This is a genomic window from Thalassorhabdomicrobium marinisediminis, assembly GCF_003072065.1.
GTDB classification, from domain to species: Bacteria; Pseudomonadota; Alphaproteobacteria; order Rhodobacterales; family Rhodobacteraceae; genus Octadecabacter; species Octadecabacter marinisediminis.
In genome coordinates this window covers 63,671-79,508 of record NZ_QCYG01000005.1, presented here as the reverse complement: position 1 = coordinate 79,508, position 15,838 = coordinate 63,671, and the positions used below count along the sequence as shown (strand labels likewise).

Genomic DNA, 15,838 nt, shown 5'->3' with positions numbered 1-15,838 from the left:
TCTAGATCGGCTCCATCACGAAGGCGGTGGACGACACCAGACGGTAGAAGCCGTTGTCCATCCGCGACAGGAAATACCCAAGGGCGGTTTCGGGCAGCATCGGGGCCAGCCGGGCGCAGGCGCGCACGACCATCATCTGGTTGGGAATCCCGTTGTTGAAGGTGCGCGCGGGCAGGAACGGATCGTTGTAATCCACGCAGGAGGCCTCGCGCCGCACTGTCGCAGGACCCACGCTGCCGGCGACGCGCAGATCGACGGCGATCATTTCCAGCCGCAGCTGGTTCATGCAGTTGGGCAGGATCCCGGCGGAATTGCACACCATCACCTTGAACTGGTGTTCATTGACCGGAAGCCCGGTGTTCAGGCGCACCTCGCGCACGGCCATGTCCAGACCCCGTTCGAGCATGACGTGCCGCGTCATCAGCAGGCCCAGCTCGAAGGCCGAGACGGCGAGCATCATGAAGGGCATGAAAACGATGACGAATTCAAGCGTCGGGCCGCCGTCTTCGGATCTGCGGAACCGTCGCAGCCAGCGTCCGATCATGTGATGTGCAAAGGCCATGGGGTGTCCTTAATGGATCAGTTTGAGCGCACGGATGTCCGAGGCGATGGAGGAGAAGGCGTCGGAGATGTCGGTGCCTTTCACGTCGAAGTAATGGTTCGTCGAAGTGGCGCATTCTTGCAGCTCCCTTTGTCCGCGTGACGGAGCCTCAAACGCGACTGTGTAGATGATGATGCCTTCAGCCCGGGCCGCTGCACAGATTTCCTGCAAACGTTCGTCTGCGTCATCTCTAACCACGACCGAATCGTTTACGGCATAGTCCGGGCCGTAGTAACTGGGTTCAGCGGGGTTACTCGACCAATCCCTGATCTTGTCATCTTCTCGGGCCTGGCGCAGCAGCCTGTAGTTGACGTCTCCATACCGCCAATTAGAGAACAGTTCCTGCCAAGAGGTTCGGCGGACGTTTTCGGCATATGTCGGCCCTTGATCGGGAGTGGCTGCAATAATCGGGCCGTCCCTCATAGCGTTGCGATAGGCGTTCCTATTGCTGAAACCATGGGGGTATTTTTTTACCTTTTCACTGTGGTTCCAATAGAAACGATCGTCATCGAAGTTGTTCGGGGTATCCCAACCGTCCACCATGATCGAATATTCTCCGGTAGCGATGTGCCGCAGCTCATCATTCACATCCGGCATGTCCACCCAGATATAAGACAGGCCATATTTATAAGGGTGTTTAAGATCATATTGCTCGGTGTTCGCGCCATCGGTCATCAGCACGATCACCTTGAGGACATCGTCCGCCGGGGCCTGCGGGCGTCCGGCTGCAGCGCTGGGAATGCCGTTGGCCGGATTGTCTATCAGGCCCGTGACGATGGGCTGGGTGCTTGGGTCAAGCAGCGCCGCGCCCCATTTCACGCCCATATCGATTGCGGTGTTGCCGTAGGGGCTTAGGGCATCGATCGCATCATGCAAAACCGTTTCGTTGGACGAATGCACGACAATCGCGTTGTCATTGCCTATGAAACACCACGGGTTGTTGCTGGGTGGAGAGGAATTAAGCGAGAAGTGCGAGACATGTTCGTAGGGCTGGGCGAGGTCCAGCTCGATCGTGCGGAACATGTTGTAGTCGGGGAACAGCGGACAGGTTGACGCGAAGTTCGAACGGGTGATGTTCATCAGCGGCGCGATTTCCGTCCCGACGTTGACCACCGCCGAGTAGGGGATCATCGAGATGGTGATCAGCCCGTTGGGCGCATTGGTGTTGTTGTCCAGAACGGTCGTCACGAATTCACGCGCGGCGGGGCGCAGGTTCTGGATACGCCTGCCGCGCATCGATCCGGAGACATCGAGGATCAGCGAGACTTCTACATCGGCCACCCGCTCCTCGGCCGAGGAGGCGCCGGTGACGGTCAGAGAGCTCATGCCCGGGGAAAAGGGCGCCATGAACACGCGGGGCAGGTCGAGGAAGAACAGCGGCATCTCGACCTTGGCGTTGATCTCCACTGTCCGGTAGTTGATGCCCTCGTCCACCTCGATGGGGTATTGCAGGTATTCGATCATGCCCGCTTTGGTGAAGTAGTCGATGACAACGTCACGCGGCGGCTGCGTCTGGTCGAGGTCGGCCGCCGCCAGCGATGCGCGATCCAGCGTGGCCTGCAATTGGGCGCGGGTGGTCTCGAACCGCATGTAGTCCACCGCCATGCCGCCGCAGGTCAGAATCAGAATGAACAGGATTAGCGAAAATACGATCATGCCGCCGTCGTCGTCCCGGCGGAACCGGCCGAAGCGCGCGAAAAGGGCCGTGATGCAGGTCTGCGGGCCAGATGAAAAAAGCGTCATAATAACCTTCCCGGAGCTGCCCGATGCAACGTGTGCACAGGCAGGATCATCCATTTGAACGGGTGCCTTAGAGCATCACGGCGTGGCGATTTTAGGGCAACAAAGGGACGCAAAGGGTGAATGGGCGGTTAATCGGGAAACAAACACGGATTTCGCCGCGCACTGGCCGGGGTGGCGAAACGTCACGCCGGTGACCTGTTCGCCTGTCGCCGCGCCCCGCCACGCCGGACGCGCGCGGGCAGGGCGGCGCGGCGCCTGCGACATGGGCGCGAAAGGGGTCTGGCAAATCCCACACAACATGTCATGTTGAGGCGGACTGAAAACGTCGCGTCATACGTGATTTTGAGTGCCAATCTGAAAGGGCCCGAAATGAGCACAACACCCGCACACCTGCAAGAGCCGTCGTTCCGCGAAAGCGTTGACATCATGTTCAACCGCGCGGTCGCCCTGATGGATCTGTCGCCCGGACTGGAAGAGAAGATCCGCGTCTGCAACGCCACCTATACCGTGCGTTTCGGGGTGCGCCTGCGCGGCAAGATCGAGACCTTTACCGGCTACCGCTCGGTGCATTCCGAGCACATGGAACCCGTGAAGGGCGGCATCCGCTACTCGATGAACGTCAACCAGAACGAGGTTGAGGCCCTGGCCGCGCTGATGACCTACAAATGCGCGCTGGTTGAGACGCCCTTTGGCGGCTCCAAAGGCGGTCTGTGCATCGATCCGCGCGAATGGGACGAGGAGGAACTTGAGCGGATCACCCGCCGGTTCGCCTATGAGTTGGCCAAACGCGACCTGATCCATCCCAGCCAGAACGTGCCGGCCCCGGACATGGGCACCGGCGAGCGCGAGATGGCCTGGATCGCCGACCAGTATCGCCGCATGAACACCACCGACATCAACGCCGCTGCCTGTGTCACCGGCAAACCGGCCCACGCGGGCGGTATTCAGGGCCGGGTCGAGGCGACGGGGCGTGGCGTGCAATACGCGCTGAAAGAATTCTTCCGTCACCCCGAAGACGTGCAGATCGCCGGCCTGTCCGGCACGCTGGATGGCAAACGCGTCATCGTGCAGGGGCTGGGGAACGTGGGTTTCCACGCCGCGAAGTTCCTGCGCGAGGAAGACGGCTGCAAGATCACCGGCATCATCGAACACGATGGCGCGCTGGTCGACGAGAACGGCCTTGATGTGCCCGCCGTGCGCGAATGGATCGGCAAGACCGGCGGCGTGAAGGGCTATCCCGACGGCAAATACGTCGAGAACGGCGCCTCGGTTCTGGAGCATGACTGCGACATCCTGATCCCCGCCGCCATGGAAGGGGTCATCAACAAGGGCAACGCCCCGCGCATCCAGGCGCCGCTGATCATCGAAGCGGCCAACGGTCCGGTCACCGCAGGCGCGGACGAAATCCTGCGCGAAAAGGGCACGGTGATGATCCCCGACATGTATGCCAACGCAGGCGGTGTGACGGTCTCCTACTTCGAGTGGGTAAAGAACCTCAGCCACATCCGGTTCGGCCGGATGCAGCGCCGTCAGGAAGAAGCCCGGCACGAGCTGATCGTGGGCGAGCTTGAGCGTCTGAGCGAACACATGGGCGACCAGTGGTCGATGACGCCGAACTTCAAACAGAAGTATCTACGCGGCGCGGGCGAGCTTGAGCTTGTGCGCTCGGGCCTCGATGACACGATGCGCACCGCCTATCAGGCCATGCGCGAGGTGTGGCACAGCCGCGAGGATGTGACCGACCTGCGCACCGCCGCCTATCTGGTGTCGATCGGGCGCGTGGCCACCAGCTACCGCGCCAAGGGTCTGTAACGGGCCGCGCCCTTCGGGCTTTGCACGATTACAACTGCCCGCGCATCCCGCCGCGGGCAGTTTTCGTTTGGCGGCACCCCCTTGCGGGAAAATGATGCAAAGCGCCATTGCAGCGCGCCACAGCTTCGCTAGGGTTCCGCGAGGGAAAGGGAGCGCGTCATGGGATATTCCGGCTTCAGGGTGATACGAGAGGGGCTGCGCCGGCGGACAGGCTGGACACCGGTCTGGCGCGATCCTGCGCCCCAATCAGAGTATGACGTGGTCATCATCGGCGGCGGAGGGCACGGGCTCTCCACGGCCTATTATCTTGCCAAGGAACACGGGATCACCAATGTCGCGGTGCTCGAAAAGGGCTATTTGGGCGGCGGCAATGTGGGGCGGAACACGACCATCGTGCGGGCCAACTACCTGCTGCCGGGCAATTCCGAATTCTACTCTCACTCCCTGAAACTCTGGGAAGGGATGGAGCAGGACCTCAACTACAACACGATGATGTCCCAGCGCGGGGTGCTGAGCCTTGTGCACTCCGACGGGCAGCGCGACGCTTTCGTGCGGCGCGGCAACATGATGATCAGTCAGGGCGACGATGCGGAACTGCTGGACCGCGAAGGGGTGCGGGCGCTGGTGCCGCTCATCGATTTCGACAACCCGCGGTTTCCGGTCTATGGCGGGCTGCTGCACCGGCGCGGCGGCACCGCGCGCCATGATGCGGTGGCTTGGGGCTATGCCCGCGCGGCGGACCGGCGCGGCGTCGATCTGATCCAGAATTGCGAGGTGACGGGCATCGACATCGAAGGTGGGGCCGTGCGCGGGGTGCAAACGACGCGCGGGCCGATCCGGGCAAAGAAAGTGGCCATCGTGGTCGCCGGGCGCTCCAGTCAGGTGGCGGCCATGGCGGGGATGCGCCTGCCCATCGAAAGCCACGTGCTGCAGGCGTTTGTGAGCGAGGGGCTCAAGCCGATCCTCGACACCGTGGTCAGCTTCGGCATGGGCCACTTCTATATCAGCCAGTCCGACAAGGGCGGTCTGGTGTTCGGCGGCGATCTGGATTTCTATGCCTCCTATGCGGGGCGGGGCAACCTGCCCATGGCCGAACACGTGATGGAGGCGGCGATGACGTTGATGCCTGCCATCGGCAAGGCGCGAGTGCTGCGCTCATGGGGCGGGATCATGGACATGTCGCCCGACGGATCGCCGATTATCGATACCACCGACACGGCCGGGTTGTTCCTCAATTGCGGCTGGTGCTACGGCGGCTTCAAGGCGGTTCCGGCCTCGGGCTTTGCCACGGCCCATCTGATCGCCACCGGCCAGCCCCACGCCCCCGCCGCCCGCTTCCGGCTGGACCGCTTCCGCACCGGGCGCGGACTTCTGGATGAAGAGGGCACCGGCTCTCAGCACAATTTGCATTAGGACGCCCCATGCGACTGCCATGCCCCCTTTGCGGAGATCGGGACCGCCGCGAATTCTACTATCAGGGTGCTGCCGTGACGCTGAACCGCCCCGCGCCGGAGGCGGACGCCGATGCGTGGGATGCTTATCTGCACCTGCGCGACAACCCCGCAGGAGAGACCCGCGACCTGTGGTATCACGAAGCAGGCTGTGGCGCCTGGATCATGGTCACGCGCAACACGCTCACCCATGAGGTTCTGGGCGCGGAACTCATCGAGGGGGTCCCGGCATGAGGGTTCCGGGAAAAGGGTTGAACGCCGACGCCGCCCCCCTGCGCTTTCGCTTCGACGGGCAGGCCTACGAAGGCCGCGCGGGCGACACGCTCGCATCGGCCCTTCTGGCCAACGATGTGCGGCTCGTGGGACGCTCGTTCAAATACCACCGCCCGCGCGGCATCCTGACCGCCGGTTCGGAGGAACCCAACGCGCTGGTCACACTCGGCGAGGGCGCGACGCAGGACCCCAACATCCGTGCGACCACGCAAGAGCTTTACGACGGGCTCGCGGCGCGGTCGCAGAACGCATGGCCGACGTTGAGGCATGACGCGCTGGCGATCAACGACCTCTTCGCGCCCTTTCTGGGCGCGGGCTTCTACTACAAGACCTTCATGTGGCCGAAATCCTTCTGGGAAAAGCTCTATGAGCCGGTGATCCGCCGCGCCGCAGGGCTGGGCGCGCTTTCCGGGGAGGCCAATTCGGACAGCTACGAGAAAGCCTTCGCCCATTGCGACGTGCTGGTGATCGGCGCGGGACCGGCGGGGATCATGGCGGCGCTGACGGCGGCGCGGTCGGGGCTTGACGTGATCCTTGCAGAAGAAGACAGCCGCATGGGCGGGCGTCTGCTGGCCGAGGTCGAAGAGGTGGACGGCCAGCCCGGCGCAGTCTGGACCGCCGCACGGGTGGACGAACTGCGGGCCATGGAAAACGTGCGCCTGATGCCGCGCACCACGGTGACGGGCGCTTACGATCAGGGCACCTATGCCGCGCTCGAACGGGTGGGGCACCATGTGGCCGAGCGGACCGGCCCGCGCGAATGTTTCTGGCGGATCGTGGCGCAGCGGGCCATCCTGTGCGCCGGCGCGCTTGAGCGGCCCGTGGCCTTCCCCGACAACGACCGCCCCGGCATCATGACCGCCGGCGCCGTGCGCGCCTATCTCAACCGCTGGGGCGTGGCCCCGGGGCAAACACTTAGCATATTTGCGAACAATGATGACGCCCACCGCACCGCGCTGGATTTCATCGAAGCGGGGCTTGAGGTTGCCGCCGTGATCGACAGCCGCGCCGACGCGCAGCCGCTGGGGGATTACCGCGTGATCGCGGGCGGCACGGTCACTGGCACCACCGGGCGGCACGGGTTGCAGGGCATCCGCGTCGCGCATCCGGGGGGCGAGGAACACCTGCGCACCGATTGTCTGGCCCTCTCGGGCGGCTGGAATCCCACGCTGCATCTGACTTGCCACATGAATGGCCGCCCCCGGTGGGACGACGACATCCTGAGCTTCGTGCCCTCCGAGGCGGCGGTTCCGGGCCTGACGGTTGCCGGCGCTGCGAACGGAACCTTCTCGACGCTGGCCTGTCTGGAAGAGGGGATCGCCGCCGCCCAAGCCGTAGCCCGCGCCCTCGGCACACGCCCCGCGCGGGCCGAGGCCCCCGCCGCCGAAGACGCGCCCTACCGCATCGCGCCGCTCTGGCACGTGCCGGGCAAGGGTCGCGCCTGGCTCGATTTCCAGAACGATGTGACGGTGAAGGACGTCGCACAGGCCGCGCAGGAGAATTTCCGCAGCGTCGAGCACATGAAGCGCTACACCACTCAAGGCATGGCGCCCGATCAGGGCAAGAATTCCAACGTCGCCGCTTTGGCCGTGCTGGCCGACGCCACCGGACGCGGCATCCCCGAGACCGGCACCACGACCTTCCGCCCTCCCTACGTGCCCGTAGCCATTGCCGCCATGGGCGCGGGCGGGCAGGGGCAGGGCTTCGCACCGCACAGGCTCATGACCTCGGACGCGGCCAGCCGTGCCCGCGGCGCTCCGATGGTCGAGGTGGGGCTGTGGCACCGGCCCAGCTATTTCCCCCGCTCGGGCGAAGAGACGTGGCTTGAAAGCTGCAACCGTGAGGTGCGCATGGTGCGCAGCACGGTGGGTGTTTGCGACGTAAGCACGCTGGGCAAGATCGACATTCAGGGCCCCGATGCGGGAGCGTTCCTCGATTTCGTCTATTGCAACACCTTCTCGACCCTGCCCGAGGGGCGCGTGCGCTACGGTCTGATGCTGCGCGAGGATGGGCACGTCATGGACGACGGCACCACCGCACGGTTGGGGCCGGATCACTACCTCATGACGACGACCACGACGGCGGCGGGGCAGGTGATGCGGCATCTAACTTGGGTGGCGCAGGCGCTGCGCCCCGATTTGGACGTGCGCTTTGCCAGCGTGACCGACCAGTGGGCGCAATTTGCCGTGGCCGGGCCGAAAGCGCGCGAGCTGTTGAACTCGGTGCTGGATGATCCGGTTTCCGACGCGCATTGGCCCTTCATGTCCTGCGGCGCGGTCACGGTCGCTGGCGTTCCGGGGCGTCTGTTCCGGATCTCGTTCTCTGGCGAACACGCCTATGAGCTTGCCGTGCCCGCGCGGTTCGGCGCGTCGCTGTTCGGGCAACTGGGGGCGCAGGCCGAAGCCATGGGCGGGGGGCTTTACGGGTTGGAGGCGCTCAACGTCCTGCGCATCGAAAAGGGCTTTTTGACCCATGCGGAAATGCACGGGCGCAGCACGGCCTTCGACCTCGGGTTCGACCGGATGGTGAGCCGCAAGAAGGACTGCATCGGCGCGGCCGCCTCCCGGCGGGAGGGGTTGCGCGACCCCGAGCGTGAGCAGCTCGTCGGGCTGAAACCTGTTGACCCCGCAGGAAAAATCACCGCTGGGGCGCATCTGTTTGCTGACAGCGCAGAGCCTGTGAGCCCGAACGGGCAGGGCCATGTCACCTCGGCCTATCCTTCGCCGACCTTTGGCCATGACCTCGGCCTAGGCTTTCTGAAAGGCGGGCGCAACCGGCACGGCGAACGGGTGATGATGGTGGACCATCTGCGCGACCTGCGCACCCTGTGCGAGGTCTGCGCCCCTGTGTTCTACGACCCGGAAGGAGAGCGCATCCGTGGCTAGATTGATCGAAACCTCCCCCTGCGCGGGCCTGTTGCCCAGAACCATCGGCGCAGTCGATCTGAGCGAGGTCGAGCCTGCGCAGATCACGCTCATCGCGCCGTTCAAGGGGCAGCAGGCGGCCGTCTCTGACGCGCTGGACGCGGCCCTTGGCCTGACCTTCCCCGCGCCGAACCGCGCGACGGGGCAGGGCGCCCGCGCCGTCTGGAGCGGGGCAGGGCAGGCGCTGTTGATCGGGTCGGCCTGCCCTGCGCTGCCCGGCGCCGCCTGCATCGACCAGTCCGACGCCTGGGCCATCGTGCGGATCGAAGGTGCTGACGCCGCGCGGGTCCTGGCGCGCCTGACGCCGCTGGATCTGCGGCCCGAGGTGTTCCAGCAGGATCACACGGCGCGCAGCGTGCTGGGGCAGATGCCCGTGAGCCTCACCCGCGTGGGGCGCCACGCCTATGAAGTGATGGTGATGCGCTCCATGGCGCGGACGTTGGTGCAAGAGCTGACCCGCGCGGCTCAGGGCGTTGCGGACCGGATAGAGCCTTCTATCTAAACGAAAAATTAGGTTTGTGCCATCGGCCTTCGTTCGTCGGGTTTTTTTGTTGATTGACGGGTCAATAAAAAACCGGCTATCCCACCGGCAAGGACCGAAGGGGGCGAGATGCCGAAACTTGGAATGGAACCGATCCGCCGCGCGGCGCTGGTGCAGGCGACGATCGACGTGATCGGGGCGCAGGGCTCGCTGGATGTGACGGTCAGCCAGATCGCCAAACGCGCGGGCATGTCGCCGGCGCTCGCGCATCATTATTTCGGCGGCAAGGACCAGATTTTCCTCGCCGCGATGCGCCAGATCCTGCGCGATTTCGGGGCCGAGGTGCGTGACAAACTGCGCCACGCCCGGACCCCGCGCGCCCGCGCCGAGGCCCTGATCGCGGCGAGTTTCGCGCCCTCGTGCTTCGACCCCGCCACGGTGGGCGCATGGATGACGCTTTACGCGCAAGCCACGACCCAGCCGGACATGCACCGGTTGTTGCGGCTCTATCAGGGGCGGCTTTTGTCGAACCTGACCCATGCGCTGCGCCCGCTGTCAACGACCCCCCGGCAGGATGCCGAAACCCTCTCGGCGCTGATTGACGGGCTTTACCTGCGCGCCGCGCTGGCCCGCAACAGCGACCCCGAAAGCGCCAAGGCCACCGCCCTGCGCACCCTTGACCACGTGACCGGAGCCACCCCATGAGCAAGCCGAACATCCTGATACTGATGGTCGACCAGTTGAACGGCACGCTGTTCCCGGACGGTCCCGCCGATTGGCTGCATGCGCCCAACCTGAAAAAGCTTGCCGCGCGTTCGACGCGCTTCAAGACGGCCTACACCGCCTCGCCGCTCTGCGCACCGGGGCGGGCGTCGTTCATGTCGGGCCAGCTTCCCAGTCGCACGCAAGTCTATGACAATGCGGCGGAATTCGCGTCTTCCATTCCGACCTATGCGCATCATCTCCGGCGTGCGGGCTATCAAACCAGCCTCTCGGGAAAGATGCATTTCGTCGGCCCCGACCAGCTTCACGGGTTCGAAGAGCGCCTGACCACCGACATCTATCCCCCCGATTTTGGCTGGACGCCGGACTACCGCAAACCCGGCGAACGGATCGACTGGTGGTATCACAACATGGGGTCCGTGACCGGCGCGGGCGTGGCCGAGATCACCAACCAGATGGAATATGACGACGAGGTTTGCTACCACGCGACGCGCAAGATTTACGACCTCGCACGGGGGCATGACGCGCGGCCGTGGTGTCTGACCGTGTCCTTCACCCACCCGCACGATCCTTACGTCGCCCGCAAGAAATACTGGGACCTTTACGAGGATTGCGACCACTTGCTCCCCGAGGTCGGGCCAATCCCCTACGACGCGCAAGACCCCCATTCCCAGCGCATCCTTGACGCCAACGATCACGAGGATTTCGAGATCACCGAGGAACAGGTGCGCCGTGCCCGCCGCGCCTATTTCGCCAATATCTCCTACATCGACGACAAGATCGGCGAGGTCCTGCAAACGCTTGAGGATACCCAGCAAGAGGCGGTGATCTTCTTCGTTGCAGATCACGGGGACATGCTGGGCGACCGGGGCCTGTGGTTCAAGATGTCCTTCTATGACTGCTCGGCGCGGGTGCCGTTTATGGTCAGCGCCCCCGGGATGCCCACGGGTCTGATCGAGACGCCGGTGTCGAACATCGACGTCACCCCGACGCTTTGCGACCTCGCCGGTGTGTCGATGGAGGAGGTCATGCCCTGGACCGAAGGGATGAGCCTTGTCCCACTGGCGAACGGCACCGAACGCCACGACCCCGTGGCCATGGAATACGCTGCCGAAGGCTCCTACAGCCCGTTGGTCTGCCTGCGAGAGGGGCGCTGGAAATACACGCGCTGCTTGCTCGACCCAGATCAGTTATTTGATATGGAAGCCGACCCCAACGAGGTGAACAACCTTGCCGAGGTTGAAAAATATCAAGCCGTTCTGGCTGGCCTGCGCGCTAAGTCCGAAGCCCGCTGGGACCTTGCGGCCTTTGACGCGCAGGTGCGCGAAAGTCAGGCCCGCCGCTGGGTCGTCTATGAGGCACTGCGCAACGGCGACTATTTCCCTTGGGACTACCAGCCCCTGCAAAAGGCGTCCGAACGCTACATGCGCAATCACATGGACCTCAACGTACTTGAGGAAAATCAACGCTTTCCCCGCGGAGAATGACATGACCTACGACATCCAGCCTGCGGGATCGCACTTTATCGACGGCGCCTATGTCGAAGATACCGCCGGCACGCCGATTCCGGTGATCTGCCCCTACAGCGAAAAACAAATCGCGACCGTTCATGCCGCGACCCCTGCGATTATCGAGCAGGCGCTGACCTCGGCCCGTCGTGCGCAAAAGGACTGGGCTGCCATGACAGGAACCGAGCGGGGCCGCGTGCTGCGCCGGGCCGCCGACCTCATGCGGGAGCGCAACCATGCGCTGTCGGTGCTGGAAACCCACGACACCGGCAAACCTCTGCAGGAAACGCTGGTGGCCGATGCCACCTCGGGCGCGGATGCGCTGGAGTATTTCGGCGGGCTGGCGGGGGCCCTGACCGGCGAGCATATCCAATTGGGCGAGGATTTCGTCTATACCCGACGCGAGCCTTTGGGCGTCTGCGTCGGCATCGGTGCGTGGAATTACCCCACCCAGATCGCCGCATGGAAGGGGGCGCCCGCGCTGGCCTGCGGCAACGCGATGATCTTCAAACCCTCCGAGACGACGCCGCTTTGCGCGCTCAAGGTTGCGGAAATCCTGCATGAGGCGGGCGCGCCGGCGGGGATCTACAACGTCGTGCAAGGCATGGGCGAGGTCGGGCAGGCGCTGATCACCGACCCCCGCGTGAACAAGGTCTCGCTCACCGGATCGGTGCCCACGGGCCGCAAGGTCTATGCCGCCGCCGCTGAGGGCATCCGCCACGTCACCATGGAGCTGGGCGGCAAATCCCCGCTGGTGATCTTTGACGACGCCAATCTTGAGGACGCGGTTTCGGGGGCCATTCTGGGCAACTTCTACAGCTCCGGTCAGGTCTGCTCCAACGGCACGCGGGTCTTCGTGCAGCGGGGCATTAAGCAGGCGTTTCTCGACCGGCTGACCGAGCGGCTGAAGGACGTAAAGATGGGCGACCCGCAGGATGAAAGCGTCAATTTTGGCCCCATGGTGAGCCAGCGACAGATGGAGATCGTGCAGGGTTTCATCGCCAAGGGGCTTGAGGAAGGCGCGCGGCTCGTGGCCGGTGGAGACCGCGTGGGCGACAGGGGATACTTCCTGCAACCCACTGTTTTCGCGGACGTCACCGACGGCATGACCATCGCGCAGGACGAGATTTTCGGCCCCGTGCTCAGCGTGCTCGACTTCGATGAGGAGGATGAGGTGCTGGCCCGCGCCAATGCGACCGATTTCGGCCTTGCCGCCGGGGTCTTTACGCAAGACCTCACCCGAGCGCACCGGATGGTTGCCGGGTTCGAGGCGGGCACCTGCTACATCAACACCTACAACCTTGCCCCGGTTGAGGCCCCCTTCGGTGGCTCGAAGCTCTCGGGGGTGGGGCGGGAAAATTCCAAGGCGGCGATCGAACATTACAGCCAGATGAAGTCCGTCTATGTGGCGATGGGCGCGGTGGAGGCGCCGTTCTGATGCAGGCAGATTATATCGTCGTCGGCGCGGGCAGTGCCGGTTGTGCTATGGCCTATCGTCTGGCCGAGGCGGGCAAATCGGTCATCGTGGTCGAAGCGGGCGGCAGCGATGCGGGACCCTTCATCAACATGCCCGCCGCGCTGTCCTATCCGATGAACATGAAGCGCTACGATTGGGGCTACCGCTCGGAGCCCGAGCCCCATCTGGGCGGGCGCAGGCTGGCCTGTCCGCGCGGTAAGGTGATCGGCGGGTCCTCGTCCATCAACGGCATGATCTACGTGCGCGGCCATGCCCGCGATTTCGATCACTGGGCCGAGCAGGGCGCCGACGGGTGGAGCTTCGCCGACGTGCTGCCCTATTACAAACGCATGGAGGATTGGCACCACGGGGAGCGGGGCGGCGATCCGGATTGGCGCGGCACGGGCGGGCCGCTGCATGTCACCCGCGGGCCGGGGACCAACCCGCTGACCATGGCCTTCATCGCGGCCGGCGGGCAGGCGGGCTATCAGTTGACGCCGGATTACAACGGCGCGCAGCAGGAAGGCTTCGGCCCCTTCGATGCGACGATCTGGCAGGGCAACCGCTGGTCGGCGGCTTCGGCCTATCTACGGCCTGCGAAAGCCACCGGGCGCTGCAAGGTGGTGCAGGGCACGGCAGCCAAAGTTTTGATCGAAGAAGGGCGCGCCACCGGCGTGCGCCTGACCGACGGGCGCGAGCTTATGGCGCAGGCCGAAGTCATCGTCGCCGCCTCGGCCATCAACTCGCCCCAGCTCCTGATGCTCTCGGGGATTGGCCCTGCCGCACATCTGGCCGAGCACGGCATTGACGTGATTGCAGATCGCAAAGGCGTGGGGCAGAACCTTCAGGACCACCTTGAGCTTTACGTGCAAATGGCCGCGAACGGGAGGCACAGTCTTTACAAATACTGGTCGCTGATCGGCAAGGCCGCGGTGGGCGCACAGTGGCTGTTCACCAAAAGCGGCATCGGCGCGTCGAACCAGTTCGAGGCGGCGGGATTCATCCGCTCGAAGGCGGGGATCGAGTACCCCGACATCCAGTTCCATTTCCTGCCCATCGCCGTGCGCTACGACGGGGTCGGTGCCCGCGAAGGCTTTCAGGCCCACGTCGGTCCGATGCGCTCGAAATCGCGCGGCGCGGTGACGTTGACCTCCGCCGATCCGGCGGCCCGTCCCCGCATCTTCTTCAACTACATGTCGCACCCTGACGACTGGGCGGAGTTCCGCACCTGCATCCGCCTCACGCGCGAGATTTTCGCGCAAGAGGCCTTCGACCCCTATCGCGGGGAGGAGCTGATCCCCGGCGCGGCCGCGCAAAGTGATGCCGAGCTGGACGCCGTGATCCGCGACCACGTGGAGAGCGCCTATCACCCCTGCGGGACTTGCAAGATGGGCCGTGCCGACGATCCCGACGCGGTGGTGGATCCGCAAGGGCGGGTGATCGGGGTTGAGGGTTTGAGGGTGGCGGACAGTTCGATTTTCCCCCGGATCACCAACGGAAACCTGAACGCCCCGTCGATCATGACCGGCGAGAAGATCGCCGATCTGGTGCTGGGAAAAACCCCGCTCCCTCGCGCCAATGACGCGCCCTGGATTCATCCGAACTGGCAGATCGCGCAACGGTAAGGCTGCGTTAACCATTCTTAACAAAACCGCTTGCATTCCAATGGGATAACCCATTATGTGGTGGGATGTTCAGAATTCTATACATTTTATTGTGGCTGGTCTTGCCAGCCGCCAGCAACGCTGCGGCCGATGTCAGCGGCACGGTTCGGGTGATCGACGGCGACACGTTGGACGTGGGCGGGCAGCGTGTCCGCCTGCACGGGATCGACGCGCCTGAAGTGTCCCAGACCTGCTCGCACCCGCAACGGGGCGACTGGCCCTGCGGCGCCTTCGTGCGGGATGAGCTGCGCGACCGCTACGACGGCCAGACCGCCACGTGCGAGGCGATGGACACCGACCGCTATGGCCGGATCGTCGGCAAATGCTTCATCGGCGGGCGCGACATCAACGAGGTGATCGTCTCGGAGGGCTACGCCGAGGCCTATCGCCGCTATTCGATGGATTACGATCTGGCAGAGAAAGCGGCGCAGGTGCGCGGCGTGGGCCTTTGGTCAAGCGAGATGCAGACCCCGGCCGAGTATCGCGCAGCACAGCGGCAGGCGTCGGAAGATGTCGTCTCGCCCAATGCGAACTGCGTGATCAAGGGCAATATCTCCGGCAACGGGCGGATCTACCACATGCCCCACAACGAGCATTACAGCCGCACGCGGATCAACGTCTCGCGCGGTGAGCGCTGGTTCTGCACCGAGGCCGAGGCGCGGGCCGCCGGCTGGCGCGCCGCGCGCAACTAGGGCGGCGGGCCGGGGCAGGCGGGCCACCCGTGAGGGCGGGCCGGTCCGAGGGCGCTACGCCGTCGCCGCCACGACCGCGCCGAAGCGGTCGAAGAACCGGTCGGCCAGTTTCGCCGCAAAGGCCGTGACGATGGGCTGGCCCAGTTTCGACAGCCGCCCGCCCAGCTTCGCATCCACCGTATAGCGGAGCACCGTCTCTCCCCCGGCGTCGATCAGGGTCACATCGGCCACGCCCGAGCCGTGCCCCGCAAACCCGCCCTGACCGGCGGCGCTGATCCGGTAGCGGTCGGGCAGGCTCACGACCTCCACGTCAAGCGAGACGGTCACCGTGATCGGGAAAGGGCCGACCTTTTGCTTGATCACCGCCTCATACCCGTCTTCGAGCGTTCCCGTGAACCTGTCGCAGCCCGGAATGCAGGCCTTGAGCGTGTCGGGGTCGATCAGGTGCCGCCAGACGGTGTCGCTGTCGGCGGCAATGCGTTGTTCTCCGGTAATCTCCATCGGGTCCTC

13 protein-coding genes are annotated in these 15,838 nt (G+C 64.6%); 10 read left to right on the top strand and 3 right to left on the bottom strand.

The features are described from left to right. Position 1: 1 nt before the first annotated feature. Positions 2 to 562, bottom strand: coding sequence for a TadE/TadG family type IV pilus assembly protein (locus tag DC363_RS08535; protein ID WP_108640735.1), 561 nt, complete (start codon positions 560 to 562; stop codon positions 2 to 4). Between the two features lie 9 nt (positions 563 to 571). Further along, entirely contained in the window at positions 572 to 2,398 is a 1,827-nt protein-coding gene (locus tag DC363_RS08530; RefSeq protein ID WP_108640734.1) for a TadE/TadG family type IV pilus assembly protein, read from the bottom strand. Between the two features lie 315 nt (positions 2,399 to 2,713). Here DC363_RS08530 and DC363_RS08525 point away from each other — a divergent pair, with 315 nt between their 5' ends. The 10 genes from DC363_RS08525 (at position 2,714) to DC363_RS08480 (ending at position 15,328) form a co-directional block, all read left to right on the top strand. Next, entirely contained in the window at positions 2,714 to 4,156 is a 1,443-nt protein-coding gene (locus DC363_RS08525) for a Glu/Leu/Phe/Val family dehydrogenase (RefSeq protein WP_108640733.1), read from the top strand. Between the two features lie 159 nt (positions 4,157 to 4,315). Continuing rightward, the gene (locus DC363_RS08520) at positions 4,316 to 5,569 is read left to right on the top strand and encodes a sarcosine oxidase subunit beta family protein (protein ID WP_108640732.1); all 1,254 of its coding nucleotides are present in this window, start codon (positions 4,316 to 4,318) and stop codon (positions 5,567 to 5,569) included. Between the two features lie 8 nt (positions 5,570 to 5,577). Beyond that, positions 5,578 to 5,841, top strand: coding sequence for a sarcosine oxidase subunit delta (locus tag DC363_RS08515; protein ID WP_108640731.1), 264 nt, complete (start codon positions 5,578 to 5,580; stop codon positions 5,839 to 5,841). Beyond that, the gene (locus DC363_RS08510; RefSeq protein WP_108640730.1) at positions 5,838 to 8,765 is read left to right on the top strand and encodes a sarcosine oxidase subunit alpha family protein; all 2,928 of its coding nucleotides are present in this window, start codon (positions 5,838 to 5,840) and stop codon (positions 8,763 to 8,765) included. The genes DC363_RS08515 and DC363_RS08510 overlap by 4 nt, the downstream gene beginning before the upstream one ends. Beyond that, a complete protein-coding gene (locus DC363_RS08505) occupies positions 8,758 to 9,306 on the top strand; it encodes a sarcosine oxidase subunit gamma (RefSeq protein ID WP_108640729.1) in 549 nt (182 codons plus the stop codon). The genes DC363_RS08510 and DC363_RS08505 overlap by 8 nt, the downstream gene beginning before the upstream one ends. 108 nt (positions 9,307 to 9,414) lie before the next feature. Beyond that, on the top strand, positions 9,415 to 9,990 hold the full coding sequence (betI, locus tag DC363_RS08500; RefSeq protein ID WP_108640728.1) for a choline-binding transcriptional repressor BetI: 576 nt from the start codon (positions 9,415 to 9,417) through the stop codon (positions 9,988 to 9,990). Further along, on the top strand, positions 9,987 to 11,495 hold the full coding sequence (gene betC, locus DC363_RS08495; protein WP_108640727.1) for a choline-sulfatase: 1,509 nt from the start codon (positions 9,987 to 9,989) through the stop codon (positions 11,493 to 11,495). The genes betI and betC overlap by 4 nt, the downstream gene beginning before the upstream one ends. Position 11,496: 1 nt before the next feature. After that, positions 11,497 to 12,954 (top strand): betaine-aldehyde dehydrogenase, encoded by a 1,458-nt coding sequence (gene betB, locus DC363_RS08490; RefSeq protein WP_108640726.1) that lies wholly within the window; start codon positions 11,497 to 11,499, stop codon positions 12,952 to 12,954. Then, on the top strand, positions 12,954 to 14,597 hold the full coding sequence (gene betA, locus DC363_RS08485; protein WP_108640725.1) for a choline dehydrogenase: 1,644 nt from the start codon (positions 12,954 to 12,956) through the stop codon (positions 14,595 to 14,597). The genes betB and betA overlap by 1 nt, the downstream gene beginning before the upstream one ends. A 65-nt stretch (positions 14,598 to 14,662) precedes the next feature. Then, a complete protein-coding gene (locus DC363_RS08480; protein ID WP_108640724.1) occupies positions 14,663 to 15,328 on the top strand; it encodes a thermonuclease family protein in 666 nt (221 codons plus the stop codon). A gap of 54 nt (positions 15,329 to 15,382) precedes the next feature. On the opposite strand, the gene DC363_RS08475 is transcribed toward DC363_RS08480, so the two are convergent. Further along, on the bottom strand, positions 15,383 to 15,829 hold the full coding sequence (locus tag DC363_RS08475; protein WP_108640723.1) for an SRPBCC family protein: 447 nt from the start codon (positions 15,827 to 15,829) through the stop codon (positions 15,383 to 15,385). Positions 15,830 to 15,838: the final 9 nt, after the last annotated feature.